At 67.4% G+C, this 16,653-nt stretch carries 13 protein-coding genes and 1 tRNA gene; 6 read left to right on the top strand and 8 right to left on the bottom strand.

The features are described 5' to 3' along the window. Positions 1-7 precede the first annotated feature (7 nt). Positions 8-562: a cytochrome b gene (locus NFE57_RS06305; protein ID WP_252134724.1), complete on the top strand. Its 555-nt coding sequence runs from the start codon at positions 8-10 to the stop codon at positions 560-562. A gap of 225 nt (positions 563-787) precedes the next feature. Here the strand turns inward: NFE57_RS06305 and NFE57_RS06300 are convergent, their stop codons facing one another. Further along, entirely contained in the window at positions 788-1,642 is an 855-nt protein-coding gene (locus NFE57_RS06300; protein ID WP_252134723.1) for an N-formylglutamate amidohydrolase, read from the bottom strand. Between the two features lie 122 nt (positions 1,643-1,764). Here NFE57_RS06300 and cpdR point away from each other — a divergent pair, with 122 nt between their 5' ends. From cpdR to NFE57_RS06280, 4 genes are all read left to right on the top strand, one after another. Further along, positions 1,765-2,142 carry a cell cycle two-component system response regulator CpdR gene (gene cpdR, locus NFE57_RS06295; RefSeq protein ID WP_252134722.1) on the top strand — a complete coding sequence of 126 codons (378 nt, stop codon included), beginning with the start codon at positions 1,765-1,767 and terminating at the stop codon, positions 2,140-2,142. 170 nt (positions 2,143-2,312) lie between these two features. Continuing rightward, positions 2,313-2,387: transfer RNA gene (locus NFE57_RS06290), tRNA-Val, on the top strand. A gap of 388 nt (positions 2,388-2,775) precedes the next feature. Next, positions 2,776-3,519, top strand: coding sequence for a FadR/GntR family transcriptional regulator (locus tag NFE57_RS06285; protein ID WP_252134721.1), 744 nt, complete (start codon positions 2,776-2,778; stop codon positions 3,517-3,519). 62 nt (positions 3,520-3,581) lie between these two features. Beyond that, positions 3,582-4,634 (top strand): glycoside hydrolase family protein, encoded by a 1,053-nt coding sequence (locus NFE57_RS06280; RefSeq protein ID WP_252134720.1) that lies wholly within the window; start codon positions 3,582-3,584, stop codon positions 4,632-4,634. A gap of 71 nt (positions 4,635-4,705) precedes the next feature. Here the strand turns inward: NFE57_RS06280 and NFE57_RS06275 are convergent, their stop codons facing one another. Then, positions 4,706-8,761: a glycosyl hydrolase gene (locus tag NFE57_RS06275; protein WP_252134719.1), complete on the bottom strand. Its 4,056-nt coding sequence runs from the start codon at positions 8,759-8,761 to the stop codon at positions 4,706-4,708. A gap of 290 nt (positions 8,762-9,051) precedes the next feature. On the opposite strand from NFE57_RS06275, the gene NFE57_RS06270 reads away from it, so the two are divergent. Further along, the gene (locus NFE57_RS06270) at positions 9,052-9,771 is read left to right on the top strand and encodes a transcriptional regulator NanR (protein ID WP_252134718.1); all 720 of its coding nucleotides are present in this window, start codon (positions 9,052-9,054) and stop codon (positions 9,769-9,771) included. Between the two features lie 9 nt (positions 9,772-9,780). Here NFE57_RS06270 and apnL read toward each other — a convergent pair whose 3' ends face one another. From apnL to NFE57_RS06240, 6 genes are read right to left on the bottom strand one after another with little or no spacing between them, the layout of a single operon-like run. Next, entirely contained in the window at positions 9,781-11,568 is a 1,788-nt protein-coding gene (apnL, locus tag NFE57_RS06265; RefSeq protein ID WP_252134717.1) for a D-apionate lactonase, read from the bottom strand. Then, complete coding sequence (locus tag NFE57_RS06260) at positions 11,552-12,574, bottom strand: Gfo/Idh/MocA family protein (RefSeq protein ID WP_252134795.1); 1,023 nt, start codon at positions 12,572-12,574, stop codon at positions 11,552-11,554. Before NFE57_RS06260 ends, apnL begins: the two co-directional genes overlap by 17 nt. Further along, entirely contained in the window at positions 12,574-13,599 is a 1,026-nt protein-coding gene (locus NFE57_RS06255; protein WP_252134716.1) for an ABC transporter permease, read from the bottom strand. The genes NFE57_RS06260 and NFE57_RS06255 overlap by 1 nt, the downstream gene beginning before the upstream one ends. A gap of 10 nt (positions 13,600-13,609) precedes the next feature. Beyond that, complete coding sequence (locus tag NFE57_RS16740; RefSeq protein ID WP_252134715.1) at positions 13,610-15,133, bottom strand: sugar ABC transporter ATP-binding protein; 1,524 nt, start codon at positions 15,131-15,133, stop codon at positions 13,610-13,612. Next, positions 15,130-15,684: a DUF2291 family protein gene (locus tag NFE57_RS06245; protein WP_252134714.1), complete on the bottom strand. Its 555-nt coding sequence runs from the start codon at positions 15,682-15,684 to the stop codon at positions 15,130-15,132. The genes NFE57_RS16740 and NFE57_RS06245 overlap by 4 nt, the downstream gene beginning before the upstream one ends. After that, entirely contained in the window at positions 15,681-16,625 is a 945-nt protein-coding gene (locus tag NFE57_RS06240; protein WP_252134713.1) for a D-ribose ABC transporter substrate-binding protein, read from the bottom strand. Before NFE57_RS06240 ends, NFE57_RS06245 begins: the two co-directional genes overlap by 4 nt. Positions 16,626-16,653: the final 28 nt, after the last annotated feature.

Raw genomic sequence — 16,653 nt, 5'->3', positions numbered from 1 at the left:
GGCCGCCATGGCACGCGCAACGGGGCCTGCCGATCGGTACTCGACGGGCGCGATCTGGTTTCACTGGGTCATCGCGTTGCTCGTGCTGTTCAACCTTGTCGTCGGCATCTTCCATGAAGGGGTGCCGGCGCTCAAGGCGTTGATGGGAACGCACAAGGCGGTGGGGATCACCGTGCTTGCGCTCACGCTCGGGCGGATTGCGTGGCGGCTGGGGCACCAGCCCCCGCCGCTGCCCGCCGAGCTTGCGGGTTGGGAACGCACCGCCGCCAAGGCGGCGCGCTGGGCCTTTTATGCGTTGCTGCTGATTATGCCGCTGACCGGCTGGGCGATGGTATCGGCGGGCGATCCGCCGCGCCCGCTCGGCTGGTTCGGGCTGTTCGACGTGCCGCTGCTGCCGGTGACCAAGCCGACCGCGGGCGTGGCGCACGATCTGCACGAAGTGCTGGGGCTGCTGTTCGCCGGGCTGGTGCTGCTGCACGTCGCGGGCGCGCTGCGCCACCATCTGCTGCTCAAGGATGGTGTGCTCGCGCGGATGATCCCGGGGATCACATCAAAGCGCTGACGGAGCGTGTAAAAGCGGCGTCGATTGCGCCATGCGCAGCCCTTGAAGCCCCCGGCACCGTGCCCTATATTCGTGGAGTACGGCTTCGTGTCCCCCCCTTTCGCGAGGTCGTATGGCACGCCTTCGGGCGTGTGTCCTCCCTGAACCTTGGCCACCTCGTGCGTCATGCACGAGGTGGTTTTTTATGAGGGTTCGGGTTGCGAGGATGGGCGGCAATCCAATCCTTCATTCGGCCGCGAGCGCCCCGGGCTGCGCCAGCGCCTCATCGGCGAGCGCGTCGATCATCCGGCGCAACAGTGCCGCGGTCCGCTCCAGCCCCTCGCCTGGCCGATCGAGCGCGGCATCGAGATAGAGCGTGCGGCAGAATTCGATCTGGACCGCGTGAATCCCGCCACGCGGCGCGGCATGGCGTTCGAGGATATGCCCGCCGGCATAAGGGCTGTTGAGCGCATAGCGGCATCCCATGGCCGCGGCCTCGCCTTCGAGCCGGGCGACGAAGCGCGCGCGCGCGCTCTTGCCGAACCGATCGCCCAGGACGATGCGCACCGTATCGCCCCCGGTGCCGAGCGGGGGCATCGAATGCAGGTCGAGCAGCACCGCCACCCCGAACCGCGCGCGCGCGGCAGCGAGCGCGCGCGACAGCGCCGCGTGATACGGCCGGTGATCGAGCCGGATGCGCGCGACGATCTCCTCGGCGGTGAAGCGGCGACACCAGAGATCGCCCGAGCGCGCGGCGCGGCGCGGCACCAGCCCGAGGCCGCTGCGCAGCTTGGCCGAGGGGAAAGGCAAACGGGTGATCGACGCGCCTTCATCGACGCGCGGATCGCGTTCGTGCTCGGCGCGGTTGAGATCGATCCAGGCACGCGCACGGCGCTGGACGAACGTGGTTTCGCCGATCCGCGCGGCCAGCGCCACCTGATCGACCGCGCGATCCTCCAGCGCGGCCAATTGGCCGATCGGCACCCGCAGCGCCGCCCGCAATTGCAGGGGATAGTCCCGCCCCGCATGCGGCACCGACAAGACCACCGGGCTGGTTGGCTCGGCAGGCCCGTGGCGGTCGAACGGCGGCGCATTCTCCATGTCCCGTCCATCCTATGCCGCGCACCGCTCGACGGCAATCGTCACATTGCGGGACGCGCTGCGGGCTGGAAAATCTTAAACGCTTTGCGCATAGACACGTTCGTGAAGCGTAGGGGCGCCCAATGATCCGAATTCTGCTGGCCGAAGATGACCAGGTGATGCGCGAATATCTGACGCGTGCGCTCGAGCGGTCGGGCTATGCGGTGAGCGCGGTCGATCGCGGCACGGCAGCGATTCCGTTGCTCGAAACCGAGCATTTCGACCTGCTGCTGACCGATATCGTCATGCCCGAGATGGACGGGATCGAACTGGCGCAGCGCTGTGCCGAGATCTCGACCGACACGCGCGTGATGTTCATCACCGGCTTCGCCGCGGTGACGCTGAAGGCCGGGCGGACGATGCCCGAGGCGCGCGTCCTCTCCAAACCGTTCCACCTGCGCGACCTTGTGCTCGAGGTCGATCGCATGTTCGAGATCGAGCACATGTCGGGCGGCAAATAGAGTTTATGCCCCGTCTGTGGAGGCAGCACCGGCCCGCTTCCCACCCCCACTTCCCAAGATATCATCCTGACTGGAAGGCGGGGCGGCGGAGCGGGCCCGTGCCACCTTTCGAAACGGACGATAGAGCGCTTGCATACGCCGGCCTCCCCGGCTACAGCCCGCCTCCTCGTGGGCGTGTAGCTCAGTGGTAGAGCACTGTGTTGACATCGCAGGGGTCGCAAGTTCAATCCTTGCCACGCCCACCATTGAATGTTGCGAACGCAACCCTCAAACAGGCCCGGCCGGGTTATCGGTCGGGCCTGTTTTCGTTTGTACCCGCGCCGCGCCGATCGCATCGACCACGGGCCTGCCGCCCAAATGCAGGTGATAGGGTCGGTGACCTTGCCAGTGCTTGTATAAAATATTACCAATTGAAAAATACAAGAGAGGGCAAATGGCTAGGCAATCATTTCACGCGTGCGGTGTCGCAGCGATGTTCGACAATTCCGCGCCGACCAACCGGCAACGCTGTTGCTTTCGGGCAGCAAAATGACCGATGATATTTCCCACGCCGGGGCATCGGGCGACGGAGCGGTAGCGCTCCCCGCCGCGTCGGCGATGCATGGCGGCAACGGTCGAGCAGGAGTTTCGGCGATGGCATTTCCGGCCAAATTCGGGCGCTATACCGAAGGCACCTTGTCGAGCCACGATCAGGTCGCACGCACCTTGGGCAGCGAAATCCTCGCCGGGGTCTATCCCACGGGATCGAAAATCCCCTCCGAAAGCGAAATCCTGCACCGATTCGGCGTCTCGCGCACGGTGCTGCGCGAAGTGCTCAAGACGCTGACCGCCAAGGGGCTGATCGTCTCCAAGACGCGCGTCGGCACCACCGTGCTCGATTCCTCGCACTGGAATTTCTTCGACGCCGATGTGCTGTCGTGGAAGGTCAGCCAGGGGTTCGATGCCCATTTCCGCCACGATTTGACCCAGGTGCGCCTCGCGCTGGAGCCCGCCGCCGCCGCCGAAGCCGCCGAGCACCGGTCGGACGAGGATGTTGCCGAATTGCGGCGCTGCATCGCGCAGATGTGGGACGCAACCGGCAGCGCGCGCGAATTCGCCGAGGTCGATCTCGATTTCCACCGCGCGGTCGGCAAGGCATCGGGCAACGTCCTGATGCGGTCGATGTCGGCGGTGGTCGAAACCGCACTGGTCGCCTCGTTCACGCTGAGTTCGCCGTTCCGCGAGGAGCACGAACACAAGGTCAGCGTGCGCGGCCATGAACGCATCGTCGATGCCATCGAGGCCCGCGACGGCCCCGCCGCGTCGGCGGCGATGCGGGCGATCATCGGCCACGGGGTGGGCCGGATCGCCAAGGTCGAGGCCGGCGCCAAATCCTGACGGGGCGCGGCAAGGCGCCGCCCCCTCACCCCCAACTCTACCACACTGAGGAACTACACAACATGATCGACCGTCGTTCGCTTCTCGGCGCAACCATGGCCGGCACCGGCGCGCTGCTGCTGCCCGACGCCGCACGGGCCATGGCCGCCGACCCGGTCGCGCCCTATCGCACGCCCTATAAATATCCCAAGCTGATCCTCGGCGGATCGGGCATTCCCGGCAGTTTCGACGAAAAAGCGGTCGATTGCCCGTTCGTCTTTTCGGCCAACGGCAAATTCTATCTGACGCACGTCGGGTTCGACGGCATCGGTTACCAGACCGGAATCTGCGAATCGGACGATCTGATCAACTGGCGCCGGCTCGGCGTCATCATGGCGCGCGACCCCAACGATCCGATCACCCGCTACAATATCGCCTGCGCGTCGATCCTGCGCGAGAACGATCTGCAATCACCCGGCCGGCTGCTCAAGGTCGACGGCCGCTATGTCGCGGTATGGCACGCCTATCCGAGCCCCGGATATGAAGAGGGCCCCGCGGTGATCGGCATCGCCTGGAGCGACGATTTCATGAACTGGGAGCGCGGCCCCGTGATCCTGCGCGCCGAGGACGGCGCCGATTGGGAGCGCGGCGGGCTCTACAAGCCCACGATCATGAAGGACGGCGATACATTCTATCTGTTCTACAACGCCAAGACGACGGGCCAGCCGTGGCACGAGCAGACCGGCATCGCGACCTCGAAGGATCTCAAGACCTGGACGCGCCACCCCGGCAACCCGGTGATCCCGAACGGCCCCAATGGCGCGCCCGACGCGCGCTTCGCGAGCGATCCGGTGCTGGTCAAGCATCGCGGCCGCTGGGGGATGTTCTATTTCGGGCTCGCCTATGACGGCCATGCGCGCGAATTGCTGGCGATGGGCGACAGCCTGACCAGCTTCAAGAAGGTCGACGAGGTGCTGATCGACGTCGGCCCGCCCGGATCGATCGACGAGAAATATGCGCACAAGCCGGCGGTGATCTATCACGACGGCGCGCTCTATCACTTCTATTGCGCGGTCAGCGGCAAATGGCCCAACGACGTGCGTGGGTTGGCCGTGGCGCGCTCCAAGCCCTGGTAAAACGACAACGGCCCCGGCGGTGAACGCCGGGGCCGTCAAGGCTGCCGTAACCGGCGCCCGCCGCTATCCGCTCAGGCAAGCGGATAGAGTTTGGCATTGAGCAGGCGCACCGGCCCCAGCAGCCCCGATTCGAGCAGCGGCGCCTTGGCGTCGTAATGCTTCCACGTCGTGAAGGCGACGCGATCGCTCGCCGGCTTGGGCTTGCCCGCGCGATACCAGTCGGGGATCGCCGAAATGCCGCCGGTCACGCTGTGCGCGGTGACATTATACTCATATTCCGCCGGGAAATGCTCGTCGCCGATCAGGCGGTTGGGCCACAGGTTGGTGACCTCGACCTCGAGCATGTTGGTGCCCGCGCGCACCGCATCGGTGACGTCGATCCGATACGGCGGCTTCCAGAGCTGGCCGAGCGCACGACCATTGACGCGCACCGTGGCGATCACCTCGACCCGGCCGAGATCGAGATAGACCCGCCGATCGCTGCCGAGCGCGCGCGCCGCCACGTCGAAGCGCGTGCGCCAGGTCGCGGTGCCCGCAAAGTGCCGGACCCCGAAATCCTTGTGGCGATGGAGCGACCCCAGCCGATCGAGCACGATCGCGTCAGGCGCGCCGAGATCGGGCGGGAACGCGACCTGCCACGGCCCGGCCAGCGACGCCGCCGGCGCAATGCCGCGTGCCTCGATTTTGCGCGTGCCGAGCGTATAGGCGCCGTCGCGCCAGATCAGCAGGCCGTTGTCGGCGACCTCGATCGCCGGCACGTCGGCGGGCGTCGGCGGCCCTGCCGCCACACGCCCACCGAGGTCGGTGGCCGAAAAGACGCGTGCATGGACTTCGAGCGCTTCGAGATCGCCCTCGAAATAGCGCGGCCGGGCGCCGGCGAAGCCCGTCATCGCATGGACGCGCGAGGGCGAGGCGGTGCCGGTGCCGATCAGCGCGCCGTTGAGGAACACGCTGGGGCGCCCATTGTCGTAGCTGACCGCGAGATGCGTCCAGCCCGCGATCGGCACCGTCAGCGCGAGCACTGCGCGATAGGTGACGCCCGCATTCTCATAGAGAATCACCCCGTTGCGTCCGACCGATACCGCGAGCGTGGCATGGCCCGCACCGAACGTGGCATCGCCCGCGGGTGGATCGAGCACGAAGCTGGCTCCGGCATTGCCGAGCGTCACCAATTCCCCGACGCGCGCGAGCGCCTCGGCACGCGCGGCGACGGTTTCGGGATCGTTGCTGTCGGAGGCGATCGCCGGGGTCACCGGCCAGAGATCGGTCTCGGGTTTGATCCATGCGGTGACGGTGAAATTGTGCGCGGCTTCGATTCCCGCAGATACGCGGTATGGCCGGGTTTGCAGCACCGGGCCCGCCGGCCCTGTCAGCATCGGCACACCACCAGCGGCGGGTTTGCGGAAGACGATGAAGCACGAGCCCACTTCTTCGAGCCGCAGCGCGACGCGGGTGCGCCCGTCGACCTCTTCATAGACCGGCAGCGTGCGGGTCTTGCCGGTCATCGCGTCCCACAATTCGGGGCGGCGGCCCGCCACGCGGAAGGTGCAGACCAGATCCTCCACCCGGCGCCGCCCGTTGGCGACGAAATAGATGTCGGCATCGTCGGTGCGGCGATGAATCCAGTTGGTGAACGGATCGGCCGTGCGCGCGGTGATCTCGACATCGGGAGCAAGCCCCGCCGCATCGAGCACCTGCCGAAGCGGCATCCCCCAGAACACCCGGCCGCGCCCGACGTTGCGCGCGGTGCGCGTCTTGCCGTCGAGATCGCCCCAGAGTTCGTCGGCCAGGCGCCGGACCTCGGCATCGCTGTCGGGATAGCCGGCCAGCCCGTGCGACTGCTCGACCCGCGGGCCGACCAGCCACATGCCCGCGCGGACATAACCGGCGAGCTTGACCAGCAGTTCGCGTGAGATGCGGCGATCCTCGGGCATCACCAGCACGCGATAGCGGATGCCGTCGGGCAGCACGATCTCGCCGTCCTCGATCCGCACGCGGTTCATCAGCACATCGGCGTCGGCGACGTCGTAATCATGGCCGGCGGGCACCGGCTGCGGCAATTTGGGCCGCGCGCCCGAGAGCGTAGCGGCAATCGGCTCCTCGATATGGACCGCCACCTGCACCGGCGAATTCTCGCCGCTGAAATAGAGGATGTCGGCCGCGAACCGACCCTGCCGCAGCATATTCTGGCAGCGCGCGGCATAGGTCAGCCAGGGCCCGGCCTCTTCGAACCAGGTGTTGGTGCGATCGAAATGGAAGCCCCATGGGCCCATCGTCATCCCCGGCTTCGCGGTCGGATGCGGCTGCTGCGCGTAGCGGTGAAAGACGAAATGGTTGAGCCCGAGCGAATACATCTCGTCGCCCAGCGCCTTCATCGCATAGGGATGCTCCAGCCAGCGCGATTGCGCCGCGCGGCCGGTGAAACTTTCGGCACCGATAAAGGTCTTGCCGTGAACGTGCGCGGTGGTCGCGGCGACCTTGACCGAATAAGCCGCGGCCCCGCCGCGAACCCAGAATTCGCCCATCAGCGCATCGACCTTCGCGCCGGCCTGCTGATCGTCGAACGGGCCGTTGCCATAGGGTTCGGTGTACGAGACGAGGCCGTGCTTGCCGCACAATTCATGGAAGCGACCGTAATAGCGATCCTCCATCAGCAGCGCGTGGACGCGGCGCAGATCCCACAGGAAACGCTCGGAGGTTTCGCCGTCGCCGACGACGCGGCCGGTGACCGCGGGCATATAGGGCGTCAGCGCATAGCCGCGCCGCGCCTCGAACTCGGCCGGCAGGTCGGCGGTCCAGTTCTGCATCCCGCCTTCGTAGCTGTCGATGACGGCGCCCGCGAGATCACGCTTGCCGAGCCGCTCCATCGCCGAGACGACTTCGCTGAAATATTTGTCGAAGTGGAAATCGAGCGCAGTGGCGCTGAACTTGTCGCATTCGAGCCCGAACCCGGCGTCGGGCGCGGCGATATTGCGCGCGCCGGTCGCGGTGTGGCCGAAGCGCAGGATCGTCCAGTCGCCGCGCGGCGCCTTCCACCGCAGCCGCCCGTCGGCTTGCATGAACCGGCTGACGTCGATCACCGTCTTGGGATCGATCGCGACATCGGAATCGCCCGGCGTTTCGCCCGCGTTGACGTAGCGGCCCCAGCCGGCCTTGTCGCCGGTATCGGCAATCCGAGGATCGGCCGAGAGCGCCATTTCGACCACCTTCATCTCGGTCGGCACCGAGATGCGGAAGAATTTGGCGCTGGTCGCGTCGAAGCTCAGGATGATCGGCGGGTTGGTGTGCAGCCGCCAGATCGGCATCGGCGCCTCGCCGACCGGACGATAGGTTGTGCCGTCATCCGATGCTTCGATCCGCACCAGCGCGCGGCTCGCGTAATTGGCGGTATCGTCCGCGGTCGCACGCAGCGTGAGCGAGCGGGCGCGGTACGGCTTGGCGAATTCGAGCACGAGTTGCGATGGATCGGTGCCGGGCTTGAAATCGAGCCCGGTGGTGCTGTCGCCATCGACCAGCAAGCGGATTTCGGCGGGCGCACCGTCGAGCGTGGTCCGCACGATCTGGCCGCGCGCATGGGCGCGATCCCCCGGCAGCGCCGGATAGGCGATCACCATCGAATCGCGGTAATGATCGAGCCGGACGAGCGGCACGGGCAGATGCTGATCGATCGCCTTGCCGCCGGTGAGCGTGATTTCGCTCCACACCAATTGCTGCATCGACAATTCGGGCGTGACCCACGGACCGCCGCTCGACGACCAGCCGGGGCAATTGTGGAGCGTGAACGACAGCCCGAGACGGCCGCATTCGTCGACCGCGTGGCGGACCAATCGGCTCCATTCGGGGGTCGTCACCCCGGCGGGGCCAGCGGGAATGCCGCAGCCGACGTCGAACATCTGGACGCCGCCGACGCCGACGCGCGCCATCGCTTCGAGATCGCGGGTGATGCCATCGGCGGTCGCGTTGCCGTTCATCCAATGCCACCACGTATGCGGCTTGGCGTCGCCGGGAGGGGTGGTGAAGCCGGCGAGCAGGCGATCGTCGCCCTCGGCAAGCGCCGGCACCGGCCAATTGAGCGCGACCGCAAAGCTACCCGCAGCGGTCCCCGCCAAAAAAGTGCGCCGTTCCATCCTCGCCTCCCCTTTAGTGTCGAAGCCTGAGCGCGCGTCCAGCGCGTGCTGCAATCGGCCAGATCGAATGATCTCGTCGGCTGGACCTGTTGCGCTGCCCGGAGCCGACGGCTAGCTTCGCACGTTATGGTATGCTGGTATCATGAGCAATCTCAAATTCGTATTATAATACTTTGAAGGCGGCGGGCGGCGGCAGATGCATTGCGGTTCGGGCCGCGTCACCGCAATATCCGGTTATCCTGCGCGCCGCGTGACCGCGCTTGATCACGTAAAGATTTCGGAAGAAGAACATGGCCGTGACACATCCCGAGAGCGAACCCATCGTCAGACGCAAGCTGGCGGACGAAGTCTTCGACCGATTGAAGGCGATGATCGTCAGCGGCGAGCGCGGCCCCGGCGAAAGCCTGCCCTCCGAACGCGAGTTGATGGTGCGCTTCGGCGTCGGCCGCCCCGCGATCCGCGAGGCGATGCAGGCGCTCGCCAATCTCGGGCTGGTGACGATCAGCCATGGCGAGCGGGCGCGGGTGCGCGCGATGACCGCCAAGGCAGCGATTCACCAGGTCGATATGGTCGCGCAACTGATGCTGTCGACGATGCCCGACGCGCTTGAGCATCTGAAGGAAACCCGCACCTTTTTCGAGCGCGGCATGGTGCGCAAGGCGGCCGAGCTCGCGAGCCCCGAGGATGTGGCAGACCTGCGGGCGATCGTCGAGCAGCAGCGCGCGCTGACCGGCGACGCTGCGGCGTTCGTCCATGCCGATATGGGGTTCCACAACAGGATCGCCCAGATCACCGGCAACCCGATCTACAGCGCGGTCAGCGAGGCGATGCTGAGTTGGTTGCAGCAATATCATGCGCACATGCTGATCTGGCAGGGTCAGAGCGAGCGCACCCTGGCCGAGCATCGCGCGATCATCGACCGGATCGAGGCGCACGACCCCGATGGCGCCGAGGCCGCGATGGTGCGACACCTCGAACGCTCGGATCACCTCTACGCGCACAGCCACTGAGGCGCGGCGTCAGATCTCGATGCGGCGCGTTTCGTAGGCGTCGAGTTCAACCCGGTGCGGCGTGCCTTCGACCTGCACGATGCGCGGTTCGGGGGTAAGGTTCGCAAGCAGCATGATGTCGTCGGTCGCGACCGCGCGCGCCTGATCGGGCGCGGAGGAGCCGCACCCGCGACGCGGCGCGCCGGCGAGCGTGGCGAGATGCCGCACGACATCGAACACCGGGCGCTCCCCATCGGGGCCGAGGATACCGAACGGGCCGGTCAGCGCGCCGGGCGTGAGCGTCTCGAGCCCGCCCGCCTCGCTCGCGGCGACATAGCCGAGCGCCCAGGCGGCGGCGAAGCGGCCATCCTGACGCGGATCGACGCTGGCCATCGGCACGCGTCCGCGATCGGGATTGTCCATCGTCCGCGAGCCATAAGGGTTCTGCCGCATCCCGATCGTGCTCGGGCCGAGGCGATACGGCGCCGCCCCGATGATCGCGCGCGCCGAGTGGACGATGTGCGGGATCGCCTCAAGCGTCTGCATGACGCTGCGATCGTCGGCGGCATGGACGATCGGACAGGTCGCGTGCGTCACGAAATCGAGCAGTTCAACCGGCGGGCGCTTGCGGTTGAGTTCGGTGAAATAGCTGAACATCCCGCCGCCCAGCGCGATGCCGGGAAAGACCCGGCGCGCGGCGGCGTAGATGGCCTCGAACGGCGGGCATGACGGCCACGCACTGCCGGGCGGAGTCGATTGCAGGTCGGGCGCCGGGAACACCGCGATGCCATCGAGCGCGAGCCCGGCCGTGGCGACATGCCGCGCCACCGCACCAAGCTCCTCGTCGAGATCGCCCGAGGCCGCGATCACGCACTCGAGCGTAATCCGCGCGTTCGTGTGGGCGGCAACGCGCGCCAGCGCCGCCATCTCGGCGGCGCCCTCGCCCCGATCGACGCGCAAGCTGAGCAGCAGATCCTGCGGCGCGATGGTCGCGAGCGCGTCTATAGCGGCAAGCGTTGCCGCCGCCTCCGCCGCCGAGACCACCAGCCCGATCCGCGGCATCGCGCCCACACCATCGCCCGGCGTGATCGTGATCGCGGCCTCGGCACGCGGCGTCACGATCGCGGCGCCCTCGATCGACAGCCGCACCGACTGGCGATCCACGCTGCCGGCCGGCACGCGATAGGGCCAGGGCCGCGCAAGCGGACGGACATAGGTTTTGTACGACGCGTCGGACCAGTTGCGCTGATCCTCCATCTCGAACACGTCACCGTCGAGGCGGCACGCGATCGTCGCGCCATGCTGCTGGTGGATCAGCGCGCGGATGTCGGTGAAGGGCTGCCACGGCGCAATCAATTCGGGGAAGGCCGCGTGCTCGACGCTGCCGTCGCCATGTTCGACGCTGAGCGGCGCCCCGGCGAGGTGCGCGGGGTGGAGCACGCAAAAGCCGAGCCGGTTGGTGGTGATGTCGCTCTCGGCACGCGCCTCGACGGTGAAATCGAGCCCGCTCTCGGTCGCGGCGATCGTCGCGGCATAGGTGAGCGTGCCGCCGTCGGGATCGCGCACCGTCGCATTGTAGGTCAATGTGACGCCGATCGTGTCCTGCATCACCACGAGGTCGGCGATCGCCGGGCTCAACGTGCCCCAATCGTGGTCGCGGACCAGATATTGGATGCCGCGCACGATCTCGACGCCGCCGATCCGCACCGCCCCCACGTTGCCGCCGACCAGATCGAACGAGAGTGGCCCGGCCGCGAATCGCAGCACTGGCGGTTCGGGCACCGCGGTGCCGCAGAGTATTTCAGCGCGGGTCGACATCGAGCGTGCGGCCGCTGGCGGCGCTGCGATAGGCGGCGTCGACCAGCGCGAGCGTGCGCAGGTTGTCGCGCCCCGATGTGTCTGGCTCCTGCCCGGCACGCAGGCATGCGACCCAATGGTCCTGGATCGCGGCGACGCTTTCCTGGATGCCGTGCCACGGCCGTTCAGCCCAGGCGAGCAGCGGGGGCGAGACATCGCGTTCCTCGATCCGCGTGCGATCCTCGATCGTCAAACGGTAATCGGCGCCGAGCCGCAACCGGCCCTTGTCGCCATCGACCTCGATCAGCGTTTGCGGGAACAATTCGTCGTGGATCGGGGTGGCATAGCTGCAATCGACGACGCTGGTCGCGCCGCTGGTATGGCCGAGCAGGATCGTCGCGACATCCTCGCCGCGAATCGCCGGGTTGACGCGCTGGGTACGGCAGGTGAGCGTGGCTGCCTCGCCCATCACGAAGCGCGCGACATCGAGGATGTGGATTCCCAGATCCTCGATGATGAAGCGGTCGCCCTCGGCGAGATAGGGTTGCGCGGCATAGACGTCGAACCCCGAGCGGAACGCGAAGCGCGCGAAGAAGGGCGTCCCGATCCGGCCCTCGTCGATCACCGCCTTGAGCGCACGGATCGGTGCCTGCCAGCGGAAATTCTCATGGACCATCATCGCGACGCCGGCGGCGGCGCATGCAGCGACCATCGCCTCGGCATCGGCGAGCGTTGCCGCCAGCGGCTTCTGGCAGATCACGGGGACGCCGTGGCGCGCTGCGCGTTCGACCAGCGTGCGGTGGCTGGGCGGGGTGGTGGCGATATCGACGAAATCGAGATTCTCGGCCGCGAACATCGCCTCGGCATCGGTGTAGCGCGCGGCGATGCCGAATTGCTCGCCCGTAGCGGCCAGCCGTTCGGGATCGGTATCGCAGATCGCGACGATCCCGGCGCCGTCCTGATCGCGCCACGCATGGAGTTGATTGGCGGCGAAGAAGCCGCAACCGATAAGCCCGCCGCGCAGCATCACGCCATCGCCGCCGCGCGCCGGATCGCGACGCGGTGCTGGAGGCGTGCCTGTGCGCCGTCGAGCAGCACCGCGGCGATGATGACCAGCCCCTTGATGACCATCTGCCAGAACGCGCTGACCCCCATCATCACCATACCGTCGCCGAGCACGCCGATCACCGCCGCGCCGACCAATGTGCCGACGATCGTGCCGCGCCCGCCGGCGAGCGAGGCGCCGCCGAGCACGGCAGCCGCGATCGCGTTCAATTCAAACGTGTCGCCGGTCGCCGGGTGCGCGGCCTGCAATTCGGACGCGATGATGAGCCCCACCACCGCCGCACAAAAACCCGAGACCATATAGGTGACGATCAGCACGCGGTTGACGCGGATGCCCGACAAGGCGGCGGCATGGGCGTTGCCGCCGACCGCATAGATCTTGCGCCCGAGCGGGGTACGCATCGCGACATAGGCCGCGACCGCCGCGATCACACCGAGCAGCCAGACCGAGACCGGCAGGCCGAGCAGATAGCCGCCGCCGATCAGCGGGAAACCGCTGGTGCCGTAATAAGCGTCGCCCACCAGATCGGGAAAGGTCCGCCCGTCCGACGAGAGCAGCGCCGCGCCGCGCACGACATAGAGCGTGCCCAATGTGGCGATGAACGGCGCGACCTTGAGCCGCGCGACCAGCACGCCGTTGATGGCCCCGATCAGCACCCCGATCGCGAGCACGATCAGGACGATCTCGAACAGGTTGAAGCGCATCAGCATGTCGCCGCCGACAGGCACGCCGTTGAGCATCAAAAAGCCGGCGACCATGCCCGTCAGCCCGACCGTCGAGCCTACCGACAGGTCGATCCCCCCGGCGACGATCACATAGGTGAGACCGATCGCGAGGATCGCGTTGAGCGCCACATGCTTGAGCATCAGCACCATATTGGCGCTGCTGAGGAAATTGGGCGCGGCGGCGGAAAACACCGCGAGCACGACGACCAATGCGATCACCGTCCGCAGCCGCATCAACAAGAGCAGCGTGTCGCCTCGCATGATATTCCTTTCAAGCCGCCCTGGCGCGCGGATTGGCCGCCGCGGTAATGCTGTCATGATCGGCCGCGTCGCACGGCAGATCGAGCGTGATTTTGCCCTCGCACATCACCAGCACGCGCGTCGCGAGCGCGGTGAGTTCGTCGAGTTCGGAGGTGGCGAACAACACCCCCAGCCCTTCCTCGGCGAGGTGGCGGATCAGGCGATATTGTTCGGTCTTGGCGCCGACATCCACCCCGCGGGTCGGCTCGTCGAGCAGCAGCACCCGAGGCCGGGTGAGCAGCGCCTTGCCGATCACGACCTTCTGCTGGTTGCCGCCCGACAGCGTGGTGACCATCGTCTCGGGACCGGCGACCTTGATCGCCAGATCGCCGATCGACCCGCGCACCGCCGTCGCTTCGCGGCGCCGGTCGAGCGTGCACCACCGGGCGAACCGCCCAAGGCTGGCGATCGTCAGATTGTGCGCGACCGAGAAGCTCTGGACGAAGCCCGCGCGACGGCGGTCCTCGGGCACCAACGCGACCCCCGCGGCCATCCGATCGGTCACGTCGCGCGCGCTGATCTCGGCACCCGCGATACGGATGCTGCCGGTCGCGTCGCGGCGGCAGCCCATGATCGATTCGAGCAATTCGGTGCGGCCCGCACCGAGCAAGCCGTAAATGCCGACGATCTCGCCTGCGCCAACCGTGAGCGAGACGTGATCGACGGTGAAGCCGCCGCGTTCGCGCGGCAGGACAAGATCGGTAACCGCGAGCACCTCGCCACCGCTCGTGCAGCACGGCGCGGCATCGGCGCGCGCGGGCGCATCGCGGCCGATCATCTGGCGGACGATCCACGGCACGTCGACATCGGCCATCGCCGCGGTCGCGACCAGATGGCCGTCGCGCAGCACGGTGACGTAATCGCCGATCCGCTTCAATTCCTCGAGCCGGTGCGAGATGTAGACGATCGCGACCCCGCGCGCCTTGAGTTCGGCGATCACCGCGAACAGCGTCTCGGCCTCTGCCGCGCTCAATGCCGAGGTCGGTTCGTCGAGGATCAGCACGCGGGCATCCTGCGCCAGCGCGCGGGCGATCTCGACGATCTGCTGCTGGCCGATCGTTAGCGACGAGACCAACGCACGCGGATCGAGCGGATGATCGAGTCGTTCCAGCAGCTCGCGCGTGCGCTCGATTTCCGATCCGCGATCGATGTCGATGCCGAGCCGGCAGCGCTCGCGGCCGATGAACACATTTTCGGCAATGCTGAGGTTGGCGAACAGGTTGAGTTCCTGAAACACCATGCACACGCCCGCCCGCGCGGCGGCGGCGGGATCGGCGAAATGCACTTCCTCGCCATCAAGCATCAGGCGGCCCGCGCTGGGCTGCTCGACCCCGGCGATGATCTTCATCAGCGTCGATTTGCCCGCGCCATTCTCACCGATCAGCACGTTGACCGCGCCCGCGTGCACCTCGAAATCCACGCCATCGAGCGCCTGCACGCCGGGGTAGAGTTTCGACACGCGCTGGGCGCTGAGGCGAGGCGCGGCCTCGTTCACGGGGCGGGTTCGACCGTGACCGGGGTCACCACCGGCGGGCTATCCCCATCGGGCAGGTAGGCGCCGATCACCACGACGCGGGCGCCCGGCGCGATCGCCTTGGCGGCGGCGCGCGCCTGCCCCACCGCCTGATCGTTGATGAGCCGCGCATAACGGGCGTAATCGATCTGGCTGTCGAAATCGTTGAAGGTGCGCGTGCCGAGCGCATCGCGCAGCGCGGTGCCGCGCACCACCGGGCCGAGCTGGACAATCGCATCGGTGCTGCCGTCGCCATCGCTATCGATCGCCATCGCGCGCGCCCGCTCGCCGCCGGTCACCGCCAGCACCGTGCCGGTCAGGCGCACCGCCAGCGCGGCATCGCCCTTGAGATGCGGATCGAACGCGGCCGCCTTGCCGGTAAGCGCCGCCGGCAGCGCACGCAGCGCCTCGGCGGCCATGCCCTCGATGTCGGCGCTCTGGCCGCTCGCGGCGTGGCGCGCGGCCTCGTCGCGGGTTTCGAGCCGGCAGCCGCCGAGCAGGACGAGGCCGATCAGGAGCGCGGGCGCCTTCATGGCCGCATATCGAAATCGTGGAGCCGCTCGGCATTGGACGGCACGATCAGGATGCAATCGATCAATTGCTTTTCGGGCATCCCCGTCGAACCGGTGCGCAGATAGGCATCGGCCTGTTCGACCGCCATGCGTGCCTGGAGCGACGCGGGCTGGAGCACCGTGGCGCGGATGCCGCCCGACAGGATCGACTGGCGCACGTCGTCGCTGCCGTCGAAACCGACCACGATCACATCGGTGCGCCCGGCGGCCTTGAGCGCCGCCCAGGCGCCCATCGCCATCGTATCGTTGCCCGCGATCACGCCCTTGATCTGCGGATTGGCCTGAAGCATCGATTCCATCTTCGCATAGGCCTCGGTCTGGCTCCAGTTCGCCGATTGGCGCGCGACCTGCTTCATCGCCGGATATTGATCGATGATCGCGTGAAAGCCTTCGGAGCGAATCGCCGCATTGGTATCGGCCTCGCGGCCGACCAGTTCGGCATAGCTGCCCTTTTCGGCCATCGCATCGACGAACGCCTGCGCGCCGATCTGCGCGCCCTGATAATTGTTCGACACGATCTGCGACACCGCGACGCCGCGCACGTTGAGTTCGCGGTCGATCAGAAACGAGGGCACGCCCGCGAGCTTGGCGCGGCGCACCGCCGCCACCGTGGCCGCCGCCCCGGCATTGTCGAGGATGATCGCCTTCGCCCCGCGCGCGATCGCGGTATCGATCATCTCGGATTGCTTGCTGGCGTCGTCGTCATGGACGAGCATCAGCGCTTCATAGCCGAGCTGGACGGCGCGATCACGCGCCGCCACCGCCTGCGCGCGGAAGAACGGATTGTCATAAGGCGGCATGATGATCGCGATGATCCCGCCATCGGCGCGCGCGCCCCGGGAGCAGCCCGCGACCAGCGTCGCGGCTCCCAACATGCCAATAAACGTGCGCCGTGCGATCATGCGCCTCTCCCCGTTCCGGGCGCTCCTC

Origin of the sequence: Hephaestia sp. MAHUQ-44 (assembly GCF_023806085.1) — a bacterium.
In the GTDB taxonomy this organism is placed as follows: Bacteria; Pseudomonadota; Alphaproteobacteria; order Sphingomonadales; family Sphingomonadaceae; genus Sphingomonas.
Note: the sequence above shows the minus strand (reverse complement) of the source record. Positions and strands in the feature narration are given on the sequence as shown.

What these genes read in the sequence shown, in the direction of transcription:
- NFE57_RS06245 (WP_252134714.1), bottom strand. Translation starts at nt 15,684, where the DNA reads ATGAAGGCGCCCGCGCTCCTGATCGGCCTCGTCCTGCTCGGCGGCTGC.
- NFE57_RS06260 (WP_252134795.1), bottom strand. Translation starts at nt 12,574, where the DNA reads ATGCTGCGCGGCGGGCTTATCGGTTGCGGCTTCTTCGCCGCCAATCAA.
- NFE57_RS06305 (WP_252134724.1), top strand. Translation starts at nt 8, where the DNA reads ATGGCACGCGCAACGGGGCCTGCCGATCGGTACTCGACGGGCGCGATC.
- apnL (WP_252134717.1), bottom strand. Translation starts at nt 11,568, where the DNA reads ATGTCGACCCGCGCTGAAATACTCTGCGGCACCGCGGTGCCCGAACCG.
- NFE57_RS06270 (WP_252134718.1), top strand. Translation starts at nt 9,052, where the DNA reads ATGGCCGTGACACATCCCGAGAGCGAACCCATCGTCAGACGCAAGCTG.
- NFE57_RS06280 (WP_252134720.1), top strand. Translation starts at nt 3,582, where the DNA reads ATGATCGACCGTCGTTCGCTTCTCGGCGCAACCATGGCCGGCACCGGC.
- NFE57_RS06300 (WP_252134723.1), bottom strand. Translation starts at nt 1,642, where the DNA reads ATGGAGAATGCGCCGCCGTTCGACCGCCACGGGCCTGCCGAGCCAACC.
- NFE57_RS06255 (WP_252134716.1), bottom strand. Translation starts at nt 13,599, where the DNA reads ATGCGAGGCGACACGCTGCTCTTGTTGATGCGGCTGCGGACGGTGATC.
- cpdR (WP_252134722.1), top strand. Translation starts at nt 1,765, where the DNA reads ATGATCCGAATTCTGCTGGCCGAAGATGACCAGGTGATGCGCGAATAT.
- NFE57_RS06275 (WP_252134719.1), bottom strand. Translation starts at nt 8,761, where the DNA reads ATGGAACGGCGCACTTTTTTGGCGGGGACCGCTGCGGGTAGCTTTGCG.
- NFE57_RS06285 (WP_252134721.1), top strand. Translation starts at nt 2,776, where the DNA reads ATGGCATTTCCGGCCAAATTCGGGCGCTATACCGAAGGCACCTTGTCG.
- NFE57_RS06240 (WP_252134713.1), bottom strand. Translation starts at nt 16,625, where the DNA reads ATGATCGCACGGCGCACGTTTATTGGCATGTTGGGAGCCGCGACGCTG.